At 70.2% G+C, this 22,275-nt stretch carries 22 protein-coding genes; 11 read left to right on the top strand and 11 right to left on the bottom strand.

Going from position 1 to position 22,275, the window contains the following annotated elements; all coding sequences use genetic code 11:
* Positions 1–6: 6 nt before the first annotated feature.
* Both OG698_RS43275 and OG698_RS43270 read left to right on the top strand, forming a co-directional pair.
* On the top strand, positions 7–228 hold the full coding sequence (locus OG698_RS43275; protein ID WP_100594665.1) for a helix-turn-helix domain-containing protein: 222 nt from the start codon (positions 7–9) through the stop codon (positions 226–228).
* The gene (locus OG698_RS43270) at positions 225–941 is read left to right on the top strand and encodes a Clp protease N-terminal domain-containing protein (protein ID WP_406109630.1); all 717 of its coding nucleotides are present in this window, start codon (positions 225–227) and stop codon (positions 939–941) included. The genes OG698_RS43275 and OG698_RS43270 overlap by 4 nt, the downstream gene beginning before the upstream one ends.
* A gap of 25 nt (positions 942–966) precedes the next feature.
* Here the strand turns inward: OG698_RS43270 and OG698_RS43265 are convergent, their stop codons facing one another.
* Together OG698_RS43265 and OG698_RS43260 are read right to left on the bottom strand one after the other, a co-directional pair.
* Positions 967–1,140 carry a hypothetical protein gene (locus tag OG698_RS43265; RefSeq protein ID WP_356275474.1) on the bottom strand — a complete coding sequence of 58 codons (174 nt, stop codon included), beginning with the start codon at positions 1,138–1,140 and terminating at the stop codon, positions 967–969.
* A 40-nt stretch (positions 1,141–1,180) separates the two neighbouring features.
* Positions 1,181–2,635, bottom strand: coding sequence for a ferric reductase-like transmembrane domain-containing protein (locus OG698_RS43260; protein ID WP_406109629.1), 1,455 nt, complete (start codon positions 2,633–2,635; stop codon positions 1,181–1,183).
* A gap of 559 nt (positions 2,636–3,194) precedes the next feature.
* Between OG698_RS43260 and OG698_RS43255 the strand changes: the two genes are divergently transcribed.
* The 5 genes from OG698_RS43255 (at position 3,195) to OG698_RS43235 (ending at position 7,812) form a co-directional block, all read left to right on the top strand.
* A complete protein-coding gene (locus tag OG698_RS43255) occupies positions 3,195–4,565 on the top strand; it encodes an NAD-binding protein (protein ID WP_406109628.1) in 1,371 nt (456 codons plus the stop codon).
* 253 nt (positions 4,566–4,818) lie between these two features.
* On the top strand, positions 4,819–5,523 hold the full coding sequence (locus OG698_RS43250) for a VanZ family protein (protein WP_406109627.1): 705 nt from the start codon (positions 4,819–4,821) through the stop codon (positions 5,521–5,523).
* A gap of 92 nt (positions 5,524–5,615) precedes the next feature.
* Positions 5,616–6,314: a response regulator transcription factor gene (locus OG698_RS43245; RefSeq protein WP_406109626.1), complete on the top strand. Its 699-nt coding sequence runs from the start codon at positions 5,616–5,618 to the stop codon at positions 6,312–6,314.
* A complete protein-coding gene (locus OG698_RS43240; RefSeq protein ID WP_406109625.1) occupies positions 6,307–7,386 on the top strand; it encodes a sensor histidine kinase in 1,080 nt (359 codons plus the stop codon). The genes OG698_RS43245 and OG698_RS43240 overlap by 8 nt, the downstream gene beginning before the upstream one ends.
* Before the next feature lie 177 nt (positions 7,387–7,563).
* Complete coding sequence (locus OG698_RS43235) at positions 7,564–7,812, top strand: DUF6332 family protein (RefSeq protein WP_406109624.1); 249 nt, start codon at positions 7,564–7,566, stop codon at positions 7,810–7,812.
* A gap of 208 nt (positions 7,813–8,020) precedes the next feature.
* Here OG698_RS43235 and OG698_RS43230 read toward each other — a convergent pair whose 3' ends face one another.
* Complete coding sequence (locus OG698_RS43230) at positions 8,021–8,548, bottom strand: hypothetical protein (RefSeq protein ID WP_406109623.1); 528 nt, start codon at positions 8,546–8,548, stop codon at positions 8,021–8,023.
* Between the two features lie 647 nt (positions 8,549–9,195).
* Between OG698_RS43230 and helR the strand changes: the two genes are divergently transcribed.
* Complete coding sequence (gene helR, locus OG698_RS43225) at positions 9,196–11,379, top strand: RNA polymerase recycling motor ATPase HelR (protein WP_406111609.1); 2,184 nt, start codon at positions 9,196–9,198, stop codon at positions 11,377–11,379.
* A 107-nt stretch (positions 11,380–11,486) separates the two neighbouring features.
* On the opposite strand, the gene OG698_RS43220 is transcribed toward helR, so the two are convergent.
* Positions 11,487–11,636: a hypothetical protein gene (locus tag OG698_RS43220; RefSeq protein ID WP_406109622.1), complete on the bottom strand. Its 150-nt coding sequence runs from the start codon at positions 11,634–11,636 to the stop codon at positions 11,487–11,489.
* A 372-nt stretch (positions 11,637–12,008) separates the two neighbouring features.
* Between OG698_RS43220 and OG698_RS43215 the strand changes: the two genes are divergently transcribed.
* From OG698_RS43215 to OG698_RS43205, 3 genes are all read left to right on the top strand, one after another.
* Positions 12,009–12,857: an aldo/keto reductase gene (locus OG698_RS43215; protein WP_406109621.1), complete on the top strand. Its 849-nt coding sequence runs from the start codon at positions 12,009–12,011 to the stop codon at positions 12,855–12,857.
* An 89-nt stretch (positions 12,858–12,946) separates the two neighbouring features.
* Positions 12,947–13,570, top strand: coding sequence for a GNAT family N-acetyltransferase (locus tag OG698_RS43210; protein WP_406109620.1), 624 nt, complete (start codon positions 12,947–12,949; stop codon positions 13,568–13,570).
* A gap of 308 nt (positions 13,571–13,878) precedes the next feature.
* Positions 13,879–16,122, top strand: coding sequence for an MMPL family transporter (locus OG698_RS43205; RefSeq protein ID WP_406109619.1), 2,244 nt, complete (start codon positions 13,879–13,881; stop codon positions 16,120–16,122).
* A gap of 138 nt (positions 16,123–16,260) precedes the next feature.
* On the opposite strand, the gene OG698_RS43200 is transcribed toward OG698_RS43205, so the two are convergent.
* From OG698_RS43200 to OG698_RS43170, 7 genes are all read right to left on the bottom strand, one after another.
* Entirely contained in the window at positions 16,261–17,052 is a 792-nt protein-coding gene (locus tag OG698_RS43200; RefSeq protein WP_406111607.1) for an inositol monophosphatase family protein, read from the bottom strand.
* A gap of 91 nt (positions 17,053–17,143) precedes the next feature.
* Positions 17,144–18,517 carry an NtaA/DmoA family FMN-dependent monooxygenase gene (locus tag OG698_RS43195; protein WP_406109618.1) on the bottom strand — a complete coding sequence of 458 codons (1,374 nt, stop codon included), beginning with the start codon at positions 18,515–18,517 and terminating at the stop codon, positions 17,144–17,146.
* Between the two features lie 19 nt (positions 18,518–18,536).
* The gene (locus tag OG698_RS43190) at positions 18,537–19,769 is read right to left on the bottom strand and encodes an LLM class flavin-dependent oxidoreductase (RefSeq protein WP_406109617.1); all 1,233 of its coding nucleotides are present in this window, start codon (positions 19,767–19,769) and stop codon (positions 18,537–18,539) included.
* Between the two features lie 74 nt (positions 19,770–19,843).
* A complete protein-coding gene (locus OG698_RS43185; protein ID WP_383090166.1) occupies positions 19,844–19,960 on the bottom strand; it encodes a putative leader peptide in 117 nt (38 codons plus the stop codon).
* Between the two features lie 147 nt (positions 19,961–20,107).
* Positions 20,108–20,332, bottom strand: a complete 225-nt coding sequence (locus tag OG698_RS43180) for a hypothetical protein (RefSeq protein ID WP_406109616.1) — start codon at positions 20,330–20,332, stop codon at positions 20,108–20,110.
* A 98-nt stretch (positions 20,333–20,430) separates the two neighbouring features.
* Positions 20,431–20,997 carry a cysteine hydrolase family protein gene (locus tag OG698_RS43175; RefSeq protein ID WP_406109615.1) on the bottom strand — a complete coding sequence of 189 codons (567 nt, stop codon included), beginning with the start codon at positions 20,995–20,997 and terminating at the stop codon, positions 20,431–20,433.
* Positions 20,998–21,066: 69 nt separating this feature from the next.
* The gene (locus OG698_RS43170; RefSeq protein WP_406109614.1) at positions 21,067–22,197 is read right to left on the bottom strand and encodes a C45 family autoproteolytic acyltransferase/hydolase; all 1,131 of its coding nucleotides are present in this window, start codon (positions 22,195–22,197) and stop codon (positions 21,067–21,069) included.
* Between the last annotated feature and the right edge of the window lie 78 nt (positions 22,198–22,275).

Raw genomic sequence — 22,275 nt, 5'->3', positions numbered from 1 at the left:
ACGGCTATGGAGAGCACACTCGAAATCGCCGAGGGCGCCGCCAGCAGCGACCCGGACACCGGGCTCCGCGCGGTGGCCGCCCTACGAGAACTCACCGAACGCCTGGAGATCCTCCAGGTCGAGAACGCACGGAAGCTGGGATGGTCCTGGCAGGACATCGCGGAGCGGCTCGGCGTCACCAAGCAGACCGTGCACCGCAAGTACGGCCGCCTGATAGGGAGTCGATGATGTTCGAACGCTTCACACCGGACACCCGCACCGTGGTGGTCCACACCCAGGAACACGCCCGCCGGCTCGGCCACAACTACATCGGCCCCGAACATCTCCTGCTCGCCCTCGCCTCCACCGATCAGCCCGCGGGCGCCGTACTGCGTGAGCACGGCGTGACGCCGGAGGGCGTGGAGGAGGAGATCGTCCGTCTGGTCGGACTCGGGGGCGCGTCCCACCTGTTCGGCACCCTCAACCGGGACGCGCTCGCGTCCGTGGGCATCGACATCGACGCCGTACGCGCCAGGATCGAGGAGTCCTTCGGGCCGGAAGCCCTCGCGCGCGCCGACAGTGCCGTCCACCACGGACCTCGCTCGCCGAGGCGCGGCCCGCGTCGCGTGGTGCCCACGGGCCTCGCCCGCCACTGGCGCCGGAGGCGCGCCGCCCGACACCCCGCCCGCACGGCACAGGCCCCCGCTCCCACCGGCCTGTACCAAGCCGCCGGCGCTCGCTCCGGCGGGCACATCCGGTTCTCCCCTCGCGCCAAGGAGAGCCTCGCGAACACGGTCCGCGAGGCACAGGCCCGGCACGACAGTCACATCGGCCTCGAACACCTCAGCCTCAGCGTCATCACCACGGCCACCGGCCTCGTGCCCTCAGTACTGTCGGCACTCGGCGCCTCGGCCCCGGCGTTGCGCACCGCGATCAGTGAGAGGTATCGGCAGGTGAGCTGATTCCCTCCCTCCCCCGGTCATGCGGCTACGGCGCCGTCGCCGTGGTCCGGTCGGGGGCGGGCGGGGCCGCCGGGTCGACGGCGATGACGAGGAACGTGGCGACGAGGGCGCTGGCCCCCGCGAGCCCGGCGGCGAGACGGCGCCGGGCCGTGAGGGTGGGGAGCGGCGTGGGGCCTGCGGGCTTGCGGTGGCGTCCCATGGGGGTCTCTCTGTCAGTGGTGTACGGCATCTGCGCCGGGTCAGAACGTGAAGCACTCTGCGTGGATGTGGTCTTCGGGCACCCCGGCCCGCACCAGCGCCGCGGTGGCCGCGGCCGTCATGCCGGGCGGCCCGCACACGTACACGTCGTGCTCGGCGAGTTCGGGTACGAGATTGCGTAGGGCCTGCGGTGCGAGCGGGTCGAACGAGGCGTCCGACGGGCCGAGCAGATAGTGCAGGGCCGCCTGCCTGCTGCGGGCGATGGCCTCCAACTCCCCGCTCAGGACGAGTTGTTCGGCCGTGCCCGCGCGGTAGAGGAGGGTGAGGTCGCCCGGCGCTCCGGGCAGCGTCTCGAACAGGGCCCGCAGGGGCGTGATGCCGACGCCGCCCGCCAGGAGCAGCACCTTGCGCCGTGTGCGGCGGTGTGCGGTGAGCGCGCCGAAGGGCCCTGTGGCCAGGACGCGCGTGCCCGGCGCGAGCCTGCGGACGCGGCGCGTGTGCCGGCCGAGTGCCTTGACGGTGATACGCAGTTCATCGCCGCGCACCGGCGCCGAGAGGGAGAACGGGAGCGACGTGTGCCAGAGCCCTCCCCTGAGGAATCGCCAGCGGAAGAACTGGCCGGGCTCGGCCCGCAGTCCGTCGAGCCCGATGCCCTGCATGACGACGGAGAACACGCCGGGCCCCTCGCCATGGACCGCGACCACGCGCAGGCTGTGCCGCAGCGCCTGGTGGACGGGCACGACCAGCCGATACCAGACGAGCAGTACGGCGACGGTCGTGTGCAGGAGGGCCCAGAGCCACCGCGTGACGACGCCGCTTGCCACGTCCGGGCCCGCGAGTTGATGCACGAAGCCCAGCGCAGCGCCCAGATAGGTCAGCAGATGCAGGGCCCGCCACGTCTCGTGGGTGACCCGGCGGCGTACCGCACGAGCGCTGCTCACACCGACGGCGACGAGCAGGGCCGTACCGGCGAACGCGGCCGCGACGGCCGGGTATCCGAGGAGGTCCACGACGGTGGAGACGACGTCGGTGCCGGCGTGGGTGGCGTATCCGCACACGGCGAGGACCAGATGGGCCGCGCACAGCACCAGGACGTGACGTCCACCGGCGGCGTGACGGCGGGCGAGGCGGTCGGCGCCGACTCCGTGCTCGACCGCGGGGATGCGCGCCATGAGGAAGAGCATGACGAGAATGCCGTATCCGGCGAGCAGTCCGGTGAGGTGTGCGCCGGTCGCGAAGAGCACGTCGAGCCGTGCCGACGGTTCGGCCTGTACGGCCCAGAGGGCGCTGACGCCGATGCCGCCCATGACGATGCCTGCACGCAGGGCGCCCGGCGAGATGCGGAGGGGAGCGGCGGGACGGCCGATGCGGGGGCGGCGGGTGGGCCGCGGGGGTATGGGCGGGCACTCCGCGCCCGGACCCTCGACGTGGCGCAGATATGCGTTCAGGGCGGGGTACCTGGAGAGTTCGGATTCGTTGGCGGCCTCGGTCGTCACGCGGCCACAGTAGGGGTCGAGAGGGGCGAAAAAAGCCAGGTCAGAGGCCGATCACTGATCCTTAAGGCAGGCTTGAGGATCGCCTCAAGGGTGGTTAAGCCACGGGCCTCTCGACCTCGGAACGGTTGGGGAGCACCACCGCGCCGGAAACCACCGCTCCGCGTTTCCGGCCTCGTCGCCAGGAGGTCACCGTCGCGGGCAACAGTGACTCCCATACCGCACAGGGGACTTCGCCCTCTTGTACACAATGTCGGACAGGCCGGGGGTCCGACGCCCCCATGGAGCCTGATACAAACCGTCGGCACCCTGGTACAAAGAACACGTCTTCGGCTCCTCCCGGCCGTGCCTCACTCATCGGACACGGCGTACGAGACAGACGTGTCGGCCGGACCGGCCCGCGCCGAAGCCCCCGCACCGAGCCTCGACCAGGCATGCCGGGCGCACTGATCACAAGGCGGCTCAGAGCAGCCCCCACCCGTGCAGAAAGGCCGACGGTTTGAACCCGCAGACATTTCAGGATGAGGCACCTCCCCACATACCCGCCTCGGGTCAGCGCATTGTGATCATCGAGGACGACGAGGCCCTGGGGCGCTCCGCAGCGGCTCACATCGGCCGCTGGTACGGCACGGTGCACCGCCTGCCGCGGCCCGACGACGACACGCTGCGCGAGCACCTGGAGCAGTCCGTCGACGCCGTCGCTGTCGTCTCCCGTGATGACATCGTCGCCCTGCGCTATGCCTTGCTGGCCGAACATCTCAAGCCGGGCATCCGGTTGGTCGTGACCCTCTTCGACCGCACGGTCGCCGACGAGGTCTCCCGTACGGTCCCCAACTGCACCGTCCTGAGCATGACCGATGCCATCGTGCCCAGCCTCCTGGCCGAATGCCTCGCCCCGAGCTACGCCATGCTCCAGCCCGACGGCGGGGGCGTCATCGCGGTCCGGCGGGAGGACGGGACCACGTCCGTCGAGCATCTGAACGGACGTGCCCTCGCGGCCCACGCACATGTTCACCCCCGCGCGTCCTTCCCTGCGTGGCTGCGCTCCCTCGGGACGTCCGCGAAGGCGCTCATCGCAAGTCTGGCCGCCCTGTCGGTGGTCTTCTCGGTGGACATCGCGCTCGGCGTCCTCGTCCTGCACGAGCACTGGACCGACTCCGTGTGGAACGCCGCCCGCGCGCTCACCACGATCGGCTCCTCGCCGGCGGCCGAGCACGGACCCGGCTGGTACAAGGTCCTGTCCGCCGTCTCGATGCTCGCCGTCCTGGTGCTGGCGGCCATCTTCACCGCGAGCGTCGTCGACCGGTTCACCGGGCACCGCATGACGAGCATCCTGGGCGCCCGGTCCATCCCGCGCCGCGGCCACGTCATCGTCGTCGGCCTCGGGCAGGTGGGCCTGCGGCTGTCCGCGCGGCTGAAGGACCTCGGCATCAAGGTCGTCGCCGTCGAGCGCAACCCCCAGGCAGCGTGCCTCCCCCTGGCCCGCTCCCTGAACATTCCCGTCGTCCTCGGCCGGGGCGGTGACCGCTTCCTGCTCGAACGCCTCTCCGTCCTGCGGGCCCGCGGTCTTGCCGCGGTCGGCTCGGACAGTCTGGCGAACATGGCTGTCGCGGTCGCGGCCCGGGCCGTCGCCCCCGACCAGCGGATCATCCTGCGCGCCGGAAGCGACGAGGTCACGACGGACTCACAGTCCCTGTTCCGGATCGGTGCGGTGTGCGACTTCCCGCGCATCGTCGGCGCGTTCGTCGCCGCGTCGGTACTGGGCGCCGAACCGTCCAGCGTCTTCGTCGCCGAGGACCGCACCTGCGCCCTGTTCCCGGACGGCCAGGTGGTGGACCTCGCCACGTGGGACACATGCCCCGGGCAACACGAGGACGAGACCGCACCTGGCCGTACTGCGTCAGGCGTTGAAGCGTCAGCGGCCACGAACTGAGGGCGGACTCACCGCGCTCGCACTACTGGCCAGTTGGACTGCCGTCCGCTCCACCCGGCATGCCGTGAACACGGCCGAGGAGAAGGAGGGGACACTCGATCGAGCGTGACCGACGCGCCGGCGCGATCACCCGCGGCGGGGCCATCTCACTGCCGGCTTGCGCCAGTTCCTAGGTGCCGGGGGTTCCGTGTATCGCGGGCGTATCGAAAATCGCATACGCCACCGCAACGGCCCTCCCTCTCCAATGGGGGCCATGAACCACGACGCATCCCTGCCGGCACCGCCCGGCCGCACACGCAGGATCGTGTTCCTCGGCCTGGCGATCGTCGTCTTGGCGAGCGGCGCGTTCGTTGTGCGCGGGCCGCTCATGATGTCCGCTCCGAGGTGCATGGCCGGGCGGTGGCACGGCTGCTTCGACACGTTCAACGGCGTGGTGCTCATGACGTTGGTCGCGCTGCCGTTGGCCGCGCTGGTGGTGTGGGCTCTGGCGCTCCGTCGACGTGCCGCCGGCGTCACATCGGCGTGGCGGATGTCGCTGGCCGAGGTGGGCATGGTCCACGGGACGGTGCCGTTCCTGTGGCTGACCATGATGCCGGGCGCCGGAGCCGGCATCGTCCCCGCCCGGGTGAGCCTGGTACCGCTGCGGGACCTGGTCACGATGGGGACGCTCGGGATCGTCGGCAACCTGCTGGTCTTCGCGTCGCTGGGGTTCTTCGCCCCGATGCGGTTCGCGGCGCTGGCGTCCGTGCCGCGGATCCTGGCGCTCGGGGCGGGCTGCTCGGTCCTGGTCGAAACCGCACAGTACGTCCTGCGCCTTGACCGGGTGTCCTCCGTGGACGATGTACTGGTCAACGCCGCCGGCGCCGCACTGGCCGCGCTGGCGACGCGCCCCTGGTGGCGCACTGCGGCGCAAGCGCCGTCGGACCGGCCTCGCCCCGCGCCGGCACCGACAGGCTGAGTCGCGTGTCCGGCGTGCACACTTCTCCGCACACGGCCTTGCAGACGCCGTTGCATACGTCGGCGATATGTTCTGCTGCCTAGGCTTCGCACATGCGCGTACTGATCGTGGAGGACGAGCCCTACCTGGCCGAAGCCGTCCGTGACGGTCTGCGCCTTGAGGCGATCGCCTCCGACATCGCCGGCGACGGCGACTCCGCCCTGGAACTCCTCAGCGTCAACTCCTACGACCTCGCGGTCCTCGACCGCGACATCCCCGGCCCCTCCGGCGACGAGGTGGCCCGGCGCATCGTCGCCTCCGGCAGCGGCATCCCGATCCTCATGCTCACCGCCGCCGACCGGATCGACGACAAGGCTTCCGGGTTCGGGCTCGGCGCCGACGACTACCTCACCAAGCCGTTCGAGCTGCGGGAGCTCGTCCTGCGGCTGAGGGCGCTCGACCGCAGACGCGCGTACGCCCGGCCTCCGGTCCACGAGATCGCGGGCCTGCGGCTCGACCCCTTCCGCCGGGAGGTCTTCCGCGACGCACGCTACGTGGCGCTCACCCGCAAACAGTTCGCCGTCCTTGAAGTCCTCGTCGCCGCCGAGGGCGGGGTCGTCAGCGCCGAAGAACTCCTTGAACGGGCGTGGGACGAGAACGCCGACCCCCTCACCAACGCCGTGCGCATCACCGTCTCGGCGCTGCGCAAACGGCTCGGCGAACCATGGGTCATCGCCACGGTGCCCGGCGTCGGCTACCGGATCGCCACCGGTCCGGACACCACCGCCCCCGACGGTACGCCGCATGGATAGGCGCCCAGGGCTCAGCGCCCGACTGAAACTCACCCTCAGCTACGCCGGATTCCTCGCCGTCGCCGGCGCTCTCCTGCTGGCCGTGGTGTGGGTGTTCCTGCTGCGCTACGTACCTGACAACCCCAAGGGCCTTCTCGGGATCTCGCCCAACCGCTACCTCCTGGTGCACACCTTCGCCCCCGCCGCGGCCGTGGCCATGGTCTTCCTGCTCGTGTTCGGCCTCGTAGGGGGATGGATCCTCGCCGGCCGGATGCTCGCGCCGCTCACACAGATCACGGATGCGGCACGGATGGCCGGGAGCGGGTCGCTGTCCCACCGGATCCACATGAAGGGCCGGCAGGACGAATTCCGTGAACTCTCCGACGCGTTCGACTCGATGCTCCGACAACTCGAGTCCCACGTCGCCGAGCAGCAGAGGTTCGCCGCGAACGCCTCCCACGAACTGCGCACCCCGCTGGCGATCTCGCGCACCCTCCTCGACGTCGCCCGCAAGGACCCCACGCGGGACCGGGACGAACTCATCGAACGCCTGCACGCCGTCAATACGCGGGCGATCGACCTCACCGAGGCCCTCCTGCTGCTCAGCCGTGGCGACCGCGGAAACTTCATCCGCGAGAGCGTCGACCTCTCCCTCATCGCCGAAGAAGCCGCCGAAACGCTGCTCCCCCTCGCCGAACAGCGCCGCATCACGCTCGACGTCACCGGCGGGGCGGCCCGGACCAGCGGCTCCGCGGAGCTCCTGCTGCGGATGGTGACGAACCTCGTCCAGAACGCCATCGTCCACAACCTCCCCGCCTGCGGCACCGTGACCGTCCACACCGAGACGCACGGCGACACGAGCGTGCTGCGGGTCGAGAACACCGGCCGTCGGCTCCCACCGGAACTGGTACCGACCCTCACCGAACCCTTCCAGCGCGGAACGGAACGCGTACGCACCGACGAGCACGCCGGCGTCGGGCTCGGCCTGGCCATCGTCCACAGCATCGTCCGCGCCCACGACGGGACCCTCGACCTCGTCCCCCGCCCCGCCGGCGGTCTCCTCGTCACGGTCCGGCTTCCCGGCACGGCGTAGGCATGGTCCCAGGGCATGGTTGGCGGTCGGCCATGGCGTCGTGGCGCCGGAGCCGACCTGACCAGGCCCGCCCGGGCCGCCTTCGCACCCACGGGCCGACGGCGAAGTCCTCCCAGAGTCCCTCTACGGGCGTGCACTTACGTGGCCGGATGGCGGATCGGCTGCGATGCTGCCCTCATGGGGACAAGACCGCGGCGCAGCCAGGCCGAGCGGGATGAGATCACCGTCGAGATCGGCTATGCGCTGTTCAGCGCGTGCTTCCTCGGAGGCATCGTCTTCGCGACGATCGCCGGCCCCGCCTTCGTCTGGCACCTCCCTCCCTCTGTCGAGCGCTCATTGGTGGCTACGGGGACTGTGGTCGGCGGCGTGCTGGCAGTGATGCGCGTCGTCCACGTCCTGTGGCGATTCGACTCGCAACGCCGCTGACGGACAACCAGGCGCGGGCGGTCGCCGCATCAGCACGGCCGGCGGTAGGGAACGTCAGGGATGTGAGCCTTCCATTCCTGTTCCGTAAGAGGGCCCGACCCGGCGCGGAGGCCCCGGATCAGCCGCGCCGGGGCGAGGGCGCGGGTGAAGAACCTGCCGTTCTCGTCCACCGCAGTAACCGCTGAGCCGTCGGGGCGGAAGGGCGAACTCACGACCCGCCGAGTCGGAGCGCGCCGACCACGTACAGGCACCCGGATACCGTCGTGAGCAGAAAGGCGAGAGTCGTGTGGACGACGAGCCCTCGTCCCGGGGCAAGGCCCAGGTATGCCCGTGCCGCACGGCTCACCCGGGGTCGGGGGACTCCTCGCGCGGCGTTCGCGTCAGCCTTCTCGATCGCTCGGCGAAGCTTCCCGCGGGATCTCTTCGTCGTGATGCCCAGGCGCACACCATGGACGTCGCACACCACCAGGGTGCGGTGCGCGCCGCCGTACGAAAAGGTCGTGAGCAGGCGGACGGTGGCGATCCGGTTCAGGTCGACGGACCGTTCGCCGGTCAGGGTGTGCGCGGTCAGGTGCGACGACGAGTGCCGGAACGGGGCTCGTTCCTCGCACAGTTCGGTGAGGAGGACGCAGCCAATGATCACGCACACCAGGGCAAGCCCGATCGGTGTGCCTTCGGGGACTGCCCCGGTCCGGGCCAGTCCGTAGCCGGCGAGGGGCAGCAGAAGAACAGCCACCGCCAGTCCCGATCCCACGCGCGCACGCGCCACGCTGCTGGTTGTACTCGCTTCCACTGACGCCCCCCGTTTCAGCCGACGGGCACCAGCATGCATGCACGGTGGGTTGTGCCGCACTGCCGATGTCCGGCAATCTTCGGCGCGGGATCCGCCAGGAGCAGGAGCAGGAGCGGGACGCAGGACCGCACGCGTCCCCGGAACACCCTTATGCCTGATCATCCATCAAGTCGAGCTCGTTCCAAGCCGGTTGGACCTGACCGACTATGCACGCGAGCCCCTGTGGTGAGCTTCGGCCGGTCTCGTGGGAGCGTTGCGTAGCGCGTCGCCGCCGCTTGAAGGATGTGCTCGTCCGAGAGAGCAAGTGGTGCCCGTCCCCAGAGAGCAAGAAAGGCAAGGAGGACTTCTCACTCCTTGCCACTCTTAACTTATAGCGCACTGGGGGGCTTGCGGCAAGGCCCCCACCTTGCCGCACAATCGCTGGCCGAGGCCCGAACCCTGCGGAAATGGGAGATCAACGAAGTGCACTTGCTGTTGTCGGTTCATGGGTCGTGCGGTGGCGTCGCGCCGGAGCGGGCGCTCGGCGCCGAGGTGCCGGTGGGCGCCGCGTCGTACTTCGCAAGCGTGACCTCGGATCGGAGCTGATGACATTGACCTCCACGACCACCAGTGCGTTCGACCTTGCCGAGCGTCTTTCCTCCAAGGCCGACGCGACGCTGATCTCCGGCGATGAGCAGCACTTCGCGGCAATCGCGAGCAGCCTGGACCAGACGATCACCGAGCTCTCGAACCGTCTCGACGTGCTGCGCAAGGCCCCCGGCGGCATCGGCCGCGAGGCGATGGACCGGGACTCGGAGATCCACCGGCTGACCGGCCGCCTGCGCGCCCTGCGCCGCTTCGGCCTGGACCTGTGCCTGGGCCGTGTCGTCGGCGCGGACGACGGCGAGCCCCTGTACATCGGGCGGCTCGGCCTCACCGACAGCGAGGGCCGCCGACTGCTTGTCGACTGGCGCTCCCCCGCCGCCGAGCCGTTCTTCGCGGCGACGCACGCCAACCCGATGGGCCTGGCGAGCCGCCGCCGGTACCGCTGGACCGGCGGCCGGATCAGCGACTACTGGGACGAGGTGTTCACCGCCGCCGGCCTGGAACAGCGCGCCGCGCTCGACGACCAGTCCGCGTTCATCGCCAGCCTGGGCAGCAACCGTTCGGCCCGTATGCGTGACGTCCTCGGCACCATCCAGGCCGACCAGGACGCCATCATCCGCGCCGGTTCACGCGGAGCGCTCGTCGTCGACGGCGGGCCCGGCACGGGCAAGACCGTCGTCGCCCTGCACCGTTCCGCGTACCTCCTCTACTCCGACCCGCGCCTCAGCCACCGTCGGGGCGGTGTGCTGTTCGTCGGTCCGCACCGGCCCTACCTGGACTACGTGGCCGATGTCCTGCCGAGCCTCGGAGAGGAGGGCGTGCAGACCTGCATCCTGCCGGACCTCGTCGCCGAGGGCGCGACGGCGGAGGACGAGACCGACCCGGACGTGGCCCGCCTGAAGTCCTCGGCGGACATGGTGCAGGCGATCGAGACGGCCGTCAGGTTCTACGAGGAGCCGCCCACCAAGGGCATGACCGCCACGACTGCCTGGTCCGACATCTGGGTGAGCGCCGACGACTGGGCCGAAGCGTTCAAAGCTCCGGGTCCGGGCGCCGCGCACAACGAGGCGCGGGAGCAGGTCTGGGAGGAACTGGCCACGATCCTCATGGACAAGCAGGGTATGGACGAGGACGAGGACGGCGTCTCGCCCGATCTGTTCCTGCGTTCGCTGCGGCAGGACAGGGATCTGGTCGCGGCCCTCAACAGCGCGTGGCCACTGCTCGAGGCCGCCGACCTCGTCTCCGACCTCTGGACTGTCCCCGCCTACCTGCGGATGTGTGCCCCCTGGCTCGACCGCGACGACGTGGCGAGGCTGCAGCGCAAGGACGCACCCCAGGCCTGGACGGTGTCCGACCTGCCGCTCCTTGACGCGGCTCGGCAGCGCCTCGGTGACCCGGAGGCGGCGCGGCGCAAGCGGCAGCACCACGCCGCCGTCGCCGCCGAGCGCGAGCGCATGGCCCTCGTCATCGACGACATCATCTCGGCAGCCGACTTCAATTCGGCCGGCGACGACAGCGAGGGCGCGGTGCGGATGCTGCGTGGGAAGGACCTCCAGGACAGCCTGATCGACGAGAGCGCGCTGCCCACGGCCGACCCGGACCGGCTCGCGGGACCGTTCGCACACATCGTCGTGGACGAGGCGCAGGAACTGACCGACGCGGAGTGGCAGATGCTGCTGCTTCGCTGTCCGTCGCGGAGTTTCACCATCGTCGGGGACCGTGCTCAGGCGAGGCACGGGTTCACGGAGTCGTGGGAGGAGCGCCTGGAGCGGGCCGGGCTCGACCGGATCAAGCCAGCCTCCCTGAGCATCAACTACCGCACGCCGGAAGAGGTCATGACGGAAGCCGAGCCGGTCATCCGGGCCGAGCTCCCCGACGCCAACGTGCCGACATCCATCCGCAGCAGTGGCGTCCCCGTCGTCCACGGGCCGGTTACGGACCTGGATCCGATCCTCGAAACCTGGCTCGCCGCGCACGACGACGGGATCGCCTGCGTCATCGGCGACCCCACGTTCCGGGCGACGTCACGCGTCCGGTCCCTGACCCCGGAGCTGTCGAAGGGCCTCGAATTCGATCTGGTCGTACTCATCGATCCGGAGGAGTTCGGCGACGGCATCGAGGGAGCGGTCGACCGCTATGTAGCGATGACCCGGGCGACGCAGCAGCTCGTCATCCTGACGAGTTCCTGACCCGTGAGAGACAGGCCGGCGTGATCGCCGCTGAAGGTTTCCGGGTGTGCCCGGGCCTGCCGCTTACGTGGCGGGCCCGGGCACGCGCGCGTCCAGGCATGCGCCTCTCAGGTGCTGTCGTCCACAAGACGGACCGGCTCTTCCTGCCCCGCCAGGGCGCGCGGCATCGGCAGTCCGCCGTCGGACTCCAGGGTCATCAGGTGCGCGTCGACGGCCGCCTGGCCTTCGTGGAGGCCGAGGTCCATCAGACCGTCCACCGGCCCGCTGATGCTCCACTCGTGTTCCTGTCCGTCGTGTCGGCTGACGCGCTCGGGCTGAGCACGACAACCGCGGTCAGGGCGGCCAGGCCAGTGCGGGAAGGCGCGTGAATTCCTCCGGTGGGAGGCTGGTCGGCGGTGAAACCGTCGAACCGCGTTCTGCTGATCACGCGCGCCGAACTCACTCACAGTCACCCCGATGCTGGGGTCATCGCCCCGGACGGCGGCGTGGGCACGGCCGCGCCCGCCCGCCCGGTGCCGCCCGCCCGGTGCCGCCCGGGCGGCACCGGGCGCCGCACTCCGGTTGCGCGAGCACCCACCGCGCCGGGGAATGGCCAAGAGAGGAACACCACCCACGTAAGGAACACCCCCATGCAGAACGTCCTGCTCAACAACGGCGTCGAGATGCCGATCCTCGGATTCGGCGTCTACCAGATCCCGCCCGAGCAGACCGAGCAGGCTGTCAGCGACGCTCTCGCCGCCGGCTACCGGTCCCTCGACACCGCGGCCGCCTACGGCAACGAGGAGGCCGTCGGACGTGCGATCAAGGCCAGCGGCATCCCGCGCGAGGACCTGTTCGTCACGACCAAGCTGTGGATCTCCAGCGCCGGCGAGGAGAACGCCAGGCACGCCTTCCACGCCTCGCTGCGCAGGCTGGGCCTCGACCACCTCGACCTGTACCTGATCCACCAGCCCTTCGGCGACGTCTACGGCTCCTGGCGTGCCATGGAGCGCCTGCACCACGAGGGCGTCGTCCGGGCCATCGGCGTCTCGAACTTCTACCCCGACCGGCTCGTGGACTTCATCGACCACAACGAGATCACGCCGGCGGTCAATCAGATCGAGACCCACCCGTTCAACCGGCGCACCGTCGACCAGGACGTCATGCATGAGCGCGGGGTCCAGATCGAGTCGTGGGGGCCCTTCGCCGAGGGCCGCAACAACCTCTTCTCCGACCCGGTGCTCACCGAGATCGGCGCCGCGCACGGCAAGTCCGTTGCGCAGGTCGTGCTGCGCTGGCTCATTCAGCGGCAGGTCGTCGTGATCCCCAAGTCGGTCCGCGCCGACCGCATGGCGGAGAACCTCGACGTCTTCGACTTCGAACTCACCGACAGCCAGATGGCGTCCGTCGACGCCATGGACACAGGCCAGTCCCTGTTCCTCGACCACCGTGACCCGGAGGTCGTCAGCCGGATCGGCAAGCTCCAGCCGACCACCTGACCCTCGCGCTTGGACCAGGCCGACGCGGCTGCCGATCGCCTGCGCACGCATCAGGCCGCGACGCGCCCCCTCGGGAGCACAATGCCTCAGTGCTCACACTCACCGACATCGCCGATGACCCGCTCGTCCTGACGCGCCGCCTGCGCCTGCGCGACGGTTCGCGAGCCGTGCTGCGCCCTCTCGTCCACGCCGACGTGAAGCGTCTGGCCGACTTCCTTGCGGGGCTGTCCCCGGAGTCGAGGCGGCTGAGCACATTCGACGGATACGACCTCGCGGCGGCCCGCGAACTGTGTGACGCGATCGCCCGTTACGACAAGCTGCGGCTGGTGCTCGAGGACGAGTCCTCGGAGCGGATCGTGGGCCTGTTCGAGCTGAGCCTCGCGCTCACCGCCTCCGACATCGCGCGCTACCGGGTCGCCGGAATCCCCCTCACCGAACGGACCGACTGCCGCTTCGGCCCCACCCTGGCCGACGCGTATCAGGGCAGCGGGGTGGGCTCGCTCGTCATCCCGTTCGTCATGGAGGCCGTACGACGGCTCGGGCGGACGCGGGTCATCCTGTGGGGCGGCGTCCTCGCCGACAACGCGCGAGCACTGCGCTTCTACGAGAAGAACGGGTTCCGGCTCGTCGGCCCCTTCATCGGACCGGACGGCACGCCGTCGCTGGACATGATCCTTTCCCTCCCTCTCCACCTACCGCCTCGGCCCGCGTGACCTGCGCAAACACCTGAGCCCGGCACGGGCCCCGCGCCGGATGCAGACTCGTCCCCAGGTCCCCGCCTCCACCTCCCGCCTGCACCCACGGCTCTACAAAAGGGGTCCTGCGGTCATACCGGGGGATGACCGGCCACCCAGTCCGACTACCGCAGGCGTGGGTCGGAGTCCGGCCCGGAGGCTGACATCCGGGCTCCGGAATGCGGCGACGATAGAGGGAGAAATCCTGCTGACTTCCCTGACGTGCCATGGCACCGCCGGGCGGTCGCCCCTGCCTCCGCCTCCACCCGACGGGAGTCTCTTTCGCCGTGGCTACCTTCCTTTACAAACTTGGGCGCCTCTCCTTCAGGCGGCGCCGCTATGTGGCACTTCTGTGGGTGCTGCTCCTGGGCGGCATCGGATACGCGTCATCGGCCGCGCCCGCCCCGCCCGCCGACTCGTTCTCCATGCCGGGAACGGACTCCCAGAAGGCCTTCGACCTGCTCGACGAGCGCTTCCCCGCCGCCAGTGCGGAGGGCGCGACCGCCCGCGTCGTCATCCGGGCGCCGGAGGGCGAGAAGATAACCGACCCCGCCGCGAAGGCCGAGGTCAAGCAGCTCGTCACCGCGCTCGGCAAGGGGTCGCAGGTCGCCGGTGTGGCCGACCCGTACAAGGCGAACGCCGTCAGCAAGGACGGCACCACCGCTTACGCGTCCGTCACCTACAAGGTGATCTCGACCGAGCTCACGGACAAGACCCATGACGCGCTGACCGACGCCACCGACAAGACGCGCGCCGAGGGCTTCACCGTCGAGACGGGCGGCGACGCGGTCCAGGCCGAGCAGGAGATGGGCGGCTCCGCCGAACTCATCGGCATCGCCGTCTCCGCGGTCGTCCTCGTCATCACCTTCGGCTCGCTGATCGCCGCCGGCCTTCCGCTGCTGACCGCCATCATCGGTGTCGGAATCGGTGTCTCCGGCATCGCCGCCCTGGGGAGCGTCCTCAACCTCTCGGGCACGACCTCGACGCTGGCGATGATGATCGGGCTCGCGGTCGGGATCGACTACGCCCTCTTCATCGTCTCCCGCTACCGCGCCGAGATAGCCGAGGGCCGGGAACCGGAGGAAGCGGCGGGCCGGGCCACCGGCACCGCGGGCTCCGCCGTGGTCTTCGCCGGACTGACCGTCATCGTGGCTCTCGCGGGTCTGTCGGTCGTCAACATCCCCATGCTCACCAAGATGGGCCTCGCAGCGGCGGCCACGGTGGCCATCGCCGTACTCATCGCGCTGACCATGATCCCCGCGCTGCTCGGTTTCGCGGGCAAGCGCGCCCTGCGCCGCAAGGACCGTAAGAACCTCGCGAAGCCGGCCGCCGCGCACAGTGCCAGGGATGCCAAGGACGCCAAGCCCAACCTCGGCACCCGCTGGGCGCGCCTCGTGCTGCGCCGCCCCGTCACCGTGCTGCTGATCGGTGTACTCGGCCTGGGCGCGGTCGCCATCCCGGCGACGAGCCTGGAGCTCGGGCTGCCCGACGAGGGGACGTCGGCGCCGGACACCACGCAGCGCAAGGCGTACGACATGCTGTCCGAGTCGTTCGGGGCGGGCTTCAACGGCCCGCTGATGGTCACCGTCGACACGGGCGGAGCCAAGGACGCTGCCGCCGCCGCCAAGACGGTGGGCACGTCCCTCGCCAAGGTCGACGGCGTCGCCGCGGTCACCCCCGCCTCGGTGAACCCGGCCGGTGACACGGCGATCATCACGGTCGTCCCGACCACCGGACCGAGCGACCACAAGACCGAGGAACTCGTCAAGACGATCAGGTCCACCACCGGCGGCCTGGAGGCGGACACCCACTCCGACGTCCTGGTCACCGGGCAGACGGCGATGACCATCGACTTCTCCCAGACCCTCAACGACGCGCTCCTGCCCTACCTGGGTCTCGTCGTCGGGCTCGCCTTCCTGCTCCTGATGCTGGTCTTCCGCTCGGTTCTCGTCCCGCTGAAGGCGGCCCTCGGCTTCCTGCTGTCGGTCGCCGCGGCGCTCGGCGCAGTCGTCGCCGTGTTCCAGTGGGGCTGGCTCGCGGACATCGTCGGCGTCGACCAGCCGGGCCCCATCATGTCGATGATGCCGATCTTCATGATCGGCGTGGTGTTCGGCCTGGCGATGGACTACGAGGTGTTCCTCGTGACACGGATGCGAGAGGCGTACGTCCATGGGGCCCGCCCCGCCGAGGCGGTCGTCACCGGCTTCAAGCACGGCGGCCGGGTCGTCGGCGCGGCGGCGATCATCATGATCAGCGTCTTCTCCGGGTTCATCATGGAGAACAACGACATGATCAAGATGATGGGCTTCGGGCTCGCCATCGCGGTGTTCTTCGACGCCTTCGTCGTCCGCATGGCGATCGTCCCGGCGGTCCTCGCCCTGCTCGGCAAGTCTGCCTGGTGGCTGCCCCGCTGGCTCGACAAGATCCTGCCCAACGTGGATGTCGAGGGCGAGAAGCTGCACAAGACCCTCGCCCCGTCGTCGTCACCGGCAGCCGAGGAGGAGCGGGAGCTGGAGCCCGTACGCGGCTGATCCCACGGCCCCGCCCGATCCGGGGCCCCTCCCCACCGCAAGCCCGCCGCCCCGGTGATCACAGTCACCGGGGCGGCGGGCTTGCGGCCGTACACACAACCGCCCCTGCACAGGCGGGCAGCGGTCGCCGCTGCGCCTTCAGCCGCGGATCATCGACATCAGCTGCCCGTGCGTCTCGGTGTCGGCGGCCACCACAAGTCCGCGCCCCGCAGGCCCAGTTGGGGCACCGTCGATCCCAGTGACCACGCAGCCGGCGGCCCGGCACAGTGCGATGCCCGCGGCGAAATGCACACTCCCGGTGAGGTCACCGCCATCGGTGACGTACGCGGCGCGCCTGCCGGCCGCGACCCAGGCCAGCGCCAGCGTCGTCGACACGACCCGCGGCCGGAACCGCTCGACGAACGCGGGACGGGCCAGCAGATCAACGGCCCGGAAGCCGGGCCGGCCGATGAACGGCGGGTCCAGGTTGACATCCACGAGCGAGGTGGCGGAGGTCGGGGCCAGCGGCTCGTCCACCCCGTCGCGCCGCACCCAAGCGCTCGTGCCGTCGGTGAAGAACACCTCGCCGCTGAACGGGTCGGCCACCGCCGCCGCTCCATCGCGCAGCGCCACGTTGACTGCAACGAGCATGCTGCCGACGGCGTAGTTCAACGTGCCGCACAACGGATCCACCAGCCATTGGCGCGCGGCATCGGCCGTGCCTTGCTGCCCGCCTTCCTCACCGACCACCGCGTCGTCGGGGCGGGCGGCGCGGATGACGTCGACAATGGCCTTCTCGGCCTCCACGTCGGCGGCGGTGGCAAAGTCCCCCGCGCCCTTGTCGATGCGGGTGAGGCGTCGCCCGTACAGGCTGCGCACCACGTCGGCACCGGCACTCGCCGCGGCTGTCGCGACCACGGAATCGTCAGAACTCGCAGATGAGTTGATCACGCGGTGCACAGTATCGGGCGGCGCCGGACCCGGCGGCGGAAAGCTCACCGCCGGGTCCGACCCAGGTGCAGATCGCGTGGCGGACAGGTCGTTACGACGCCGCTCGCCGGGTCCCGGCTTCCACGGCGGTCGGTTCACTCAAGCCCAAGTGGTCGCGCAGGGTGGTGCCCTCGTACTCCGTGCGGTACACCCCGCGCTCCTGGAGCAGCGGGACGACGGTGTCGGCGAAGACGTCGAGGCCGCCGGGGGTGATGTGCGGGACGAGGATGAAGCCGTCGGCCGCGTCCGCCTGGACGAAGTCGTTGATCGTCTCGGCGACCGTGGCCGGGGAACCCACGAACGACTGGCGGTTGCCGGTCTCGATGACGAGATCCCGGATCGACCACTTGTTGGCGGCTGCACGCTCCCGCCACTCGCGGGCGGTGGCCAGCGGGTCGCGGTACATGCGGACCTGGGCGCGGCCGCGCGCGATGGTGTGCTCGCCGAGGTCGGGGTCGATCTCGGGGAGCGGGCCGTCCGGGTCGTAGCCGGACAGGTCACGGTTCCAGACGAACTCCAGGTGCTTGATCGCGGTGGCGCCACTGACCTGCTGCCGGCGTACCTCGCGGGCCAGCTCCGCCGCCTCGACGTCACTCTCGCCGAGCACGAAGGTCGCGGCGGGCAGGATCAGGAGCTGGTCGTGCGTACGGCCGTGGCGGGCCAGGCGGCCCTTGACGTCCGTGTAGAACGCCTGGCCCTCCTTGAGGGTGCTGTACCGGCTGAAGATCGCGTCGGCGCTCGACGCGGCGAACTCCCGCCCCTCGTCGGAGTCGCCTGCCTGGAAGATCACCGGGCGGCCCTGGGGGCTGCGGGGGACGTTGAACTGACCGCTGATGTCGAAGTGCTGTCCCTGGTGGACGAAGGCTCCGGCCTGGGCGTCGCGCAGGAAGGTGCCGCTCGCCTGATCGGCGACGATCTCGTCGCCGTGCCACGAGTCGAACAGCTCGCTCGCGGTGGTCAGGAACTCCTTGGCCCGCGAGTACCGCTCGTCCTGCGGCAGGAACCCGCCGCGCCGGAAGTTCTCGCCGGTGAACGCGTCCCAGGACGTGACGACGTTCCACGCTGCACGCCCGTCCGAGAGGTGGTCGAGGCTGGCGAACTGGCGCGCGACCTCGTAGGGCTCGTTGAAGGTGGAGTTGATGGTGCCGGTCAGGCCGAGGCGCTCGGTGACCGCGGCGAGCGCGGTGAGGACAGTGAAGGTGTCGGGCCGCCCCACCACGTCCAAGTCGTAGATCTCTCCGCCCTGTTCGCGCAGGCGCAGGCCCTCGGCCAGGAACAGGAAGTCGAACTTGGCCCGCTCGGCCGTCTGCGCGAAGTGGGCGAAGGAGCTGAACTCGACGTGACTGCCGGCCTTGGGGTCGCTCCATACGGTGGTGTTGTTGACACCCGGGAAGTGGGCCGCGAGGTGGATCTGCTTGCGGGGCATGGTCTGTGTTCCCTCCGGCTCAGACGGTGGCGGTGGCGGCGTAGCGGTTGGCGGGGCGCGCGAGCCCGAGGAGTCCGCGCAGGGTGTCGGCCTCGTACGCGCTCCGGAACGCTCCGCGCCGCTGCAGCTCGGGGACGAGTCCCTGGGTGATCGCGGGTAGGTCGTGGCCCACGACGGCGGGACGAAGCCGGAAGCCGGTGAGGCCCGACTGCTGCAACTCCTGGAGCAGATCGGCCAGTTGAGCCGGAGTGCCCGTGAAGATCCGTGCGTCGCCGGCGTACGTGTAGCCCGCCAGGCCGTCGAGGCGTTCGCGCCGTGCCGCCGCCGCGGCCGGGTCGTCGTCCAGGAAGACCACGAGGTCTCCGAAGACATGGACAGGCTCGTCCGAGCGTCCGGCCGCGGCCTGTGCCGTACGGATCTCGTCGACGATGGCACGTGCCTGGTCCGCGTCGTGCGGGGTCACGTATCCGATGTCGGTGGAGCGTGCGACGAGTTGGAACGGCACGCTCTGATGGGCCAGGGCGGTGACGACCGGCTGTCCCTGGGGCGGACGTGGCGTGATCGAGGGGCCCTTGACGCTGAAGTGCCTGCCCTCGAAGTCGATGTAGTGCAGCTTGTCGCGGTCGATGAAGCGGCCGGTGGCGACGTCCCTGATCTCGGCGTCGTCCTCCCAGCTGTCCCACAGCCGGCGCACCGCTTCGACGTAGTCGGAGGCCTCGTCGAAGAGGTCGCCCGTCAGCTCTTTCGCCTCCGGGCTGTCCAGGTCCTCGATGCGCAGGGCGGGAAACGTACGGCGTCCGAAGTGCGCGGCCTCGTTCCGGCGTGCCGACACCTGTACGCGTAGACCCGCGCGGCCGGAGCTCACATAGTCGAGCGTGGCGATCGCCTTGGATATGTGGAACGGCTCCGTGTGTGTGGCGACCACGGTCGGCACGAGGCCTATGTGCCGGGTCAGCGGGGCGACGCGGGCGGCGATGAGCACGGCGTCGAGGCGCCCGCGGACCTGGTCGGTGCGGGCGTCGGGTTCCGTGAAGTGCGAGGACTGGGGCCCGAGTCCGTCCTCGATCGTCACGAAGTCGAGCAGCCCGCGCTCGGCCTCCTGGACGAGGTCGGCCCAGTAGCGGGCGGTGAACAGCTCCCGGGGCCGGGACACCTGCTCGCGCCAGGCGGCCGGGTGCCAGCCTGCGCCGTCAAGGGCAACGGCAAGGTGCAGTGCGGAGGTTGAAGAGGGCAGCAAAGAAGACGAGGACACGAAAGGGTGCCTTCCTGATCGACCGTACGAGATGAGCGACCCTCAGGCGGAGGGTGCGACGGCGAAGAATCCGGTCAGGAACAACAGAGCGCGCCGGCCACGCGCTGGAGGTCGATATGGGCCCGGGTGTACAGGTGCACCGGGCGGTACGGGGCGATGACCAGGGCGCACAGGCGGGACACCTGGGTCATGAACGCCCCTCCCCCTCATCGCCAGTGCACACGGCATTGTCAGCAAGAACGGTCGGCCGCCGCCGTCTGTTCCCGCTTCGGGCCCGGATCTCACACGGAACCCTGCGTGTGTTGATACCGGGGAGGCCCACGACTCCCCGCGCCAGGTCAGTCCTCGGCCCGGTGAAGCCGGATCTCACGGTTCACGAAGAGGTGCACGTATCCACACTTCCAGCAGATCAGGCCCGTCGCCGTCGCGTCCGCCCACGCCAGCTTCATGAACTCCATGCCGGTGCTGTTGAGCCTGATGCCCCGCTCACGGAAGAGTTCGCTGCGGCAGACCTGGCAGGTGATCCACATCTCTCCCAGCGACGCGCGTACCGGCTCGGCCATTGTCGTGCTCCCCCGAGTCGTCACCACACCCGAACCGAGCGGGGTGATCACCTTGCATTCGGGTGCTCATGGCCGATGAGGAAGGTGCTGGGCGCCCGTCACTGAGCGAGGGAACCGACCCAGTCCTCGACGGTGACGACCTCCGCCCACTGCGGGAACAGTTTCCCGATGAGGGTCCGGTGCACCTCCGGGTCGAGGTCGAGGCAGGCGTCCGACAGGACGGTGAGGCCGAAGTCCAGGTCGTTGGCCTGGCACAGGGTGTGCAGCACCACGCCGCTGGTGGCGATGCCTGCCAGCACAAGGCTGTTGATGTCGCGAGCCCTGAGCACCGAGTCGAGGTCGCTGCCCGAGAACGCGCTCGCCCGCCTCTTGGTGACCACGATGTCGCCCGGGCGGGGCGCGACGTCGTCGTGGATCTCGGTGCCGGGAGCCCCGTCGGTGAACAGGCCCGCCTGCAGAACGGTGTCGAGCGTCCTGTTGCGCGGGCTGACTTCGGGCTGACCCGGCCGTAGCCGCATGACCACGTAGATCACGGGGATCCCCGCCGCGCGGGCGCCCGCGATCGCCCCTGTCAGGCGGGCCAGATAACCGGATCCGTCGTCGGCGATGCGGACGACGTCCCGCTGGACGTCCATCACGAGCAGCGCGCTGTTCGCCTTCACCATGCTTGCTGTCCCTTCCCTCATGGAGGCACTTGAGCGGGGCCTTCATGGAATCAGAAGAGCGTGAAGAGTTCACCGCGTTCCGGATCCGGTGTCCGAGCCGCGCTGTGCCGCGAGGTGGCGCCAGGGCCGTGAACCGGCGTCAGCCGGTGTGCCGTCCAGGATGCGGGCCGTGCGGGCGGCCGGTTCGAGGACGACCGTCGCCAGGCTTGCCCATCGCTGTCCCTCGGGAAGGCTCAGGTCGGGCAGACAGGTGAGGGCCGCTTCGCCCTTCCCCGATACGAGAAGGGCGACGAGTTCGTCCGGGGACTGCGGCAGCGCGGTGGGCGTCAGGCGTTTCCGGATGAGGTCGTAGCGCTCGCCGGAATCCGGCTGGTAGAGCCAGGTCTTCTCGCCGGCCGCAGGGGTCGGCGAGAGGAAGTGGTTGGTGCGCACGAGCGTGCCCCGGTCGGATTCCACCGCGAACACACCCTCGGGACTCAGGTCGAGGAGTACGGCCTCGGTGGTGTCGAAGAGGGCGAACGATCCCGAGGAGGCGATCGGGGCGCCGCGCACGATCTCGACCGCCTCCGCCACGCTCCCGGCTTCCTCCAGGACGACGGCGGCAAGGACATGCATGGGGATGCCGCCGATGCCGTCGCGGCGGTGGCCCAGGATGTTGAAGTGCAGTGCGAGGCCTGCGCTGTTGATGCCGATCTTGCCGAGGATGCCGTGCTCGGTGAGGCCGACGACGTCGTGGGTGCCGCCGCGGGACTCCAGGGTGTGCCAGTAGGGGTTCAGTTCGACGTGCCAGTCCCAGGTCTGAATGCCGAAGGTGTCGACGGTGCCGGAGGCGCCGCCCGTGCCGCCCGTGCGGCGGACGATCGTCGAGCATTCGCCGGGTGGGACGGTGGCACTGCGGGCGAGTATCTCGGTGCGGGCGTTGAGCGCGGCAATGCGCCAGATGTCGACACCGGCGCCGTGCGCGATGCCCTCGATCTCTGCCCGCGCGCGGGGGCGGAACGCGTCGATGGTGTCGAGAGCGCGCTCGGCGTCGTCGCGGACCTGATGCGGGCTGGTGCCGCCGAGCCGGAAGAAGCGGTCGTACCCGGCGATCCCTCCGGGGAGGGTGTCGCGCAGTCGATCACCGCGGGCGGCTCCGCGCGCGAAGGGGTCGGACGAGGCGACCGCGACGTGGAGGCGTTCGGCGGGACGGGCGATCATGACTGCCTTCTCCTCGGAGACTGTGGGGATGTGGCGGGTGTGGGGATGTCGGGGCATTGCGTGGGGAGGTGGCTGCGG

Origin of the sequence: Streptomyces sp. NBC_01003 (assembly GCF_045162695.1) — a bacterium.
GTDB lineage: Bacteria > Actinomycetota > Actinomycetes > Streptomycetales > Streptomycetaceae > Streptomyces.
The sequence above is the reverse complement of the archived record's forward strand: the minus strand, read 5'-3'. Positions and strand labels throughout refer to the sequence as shown.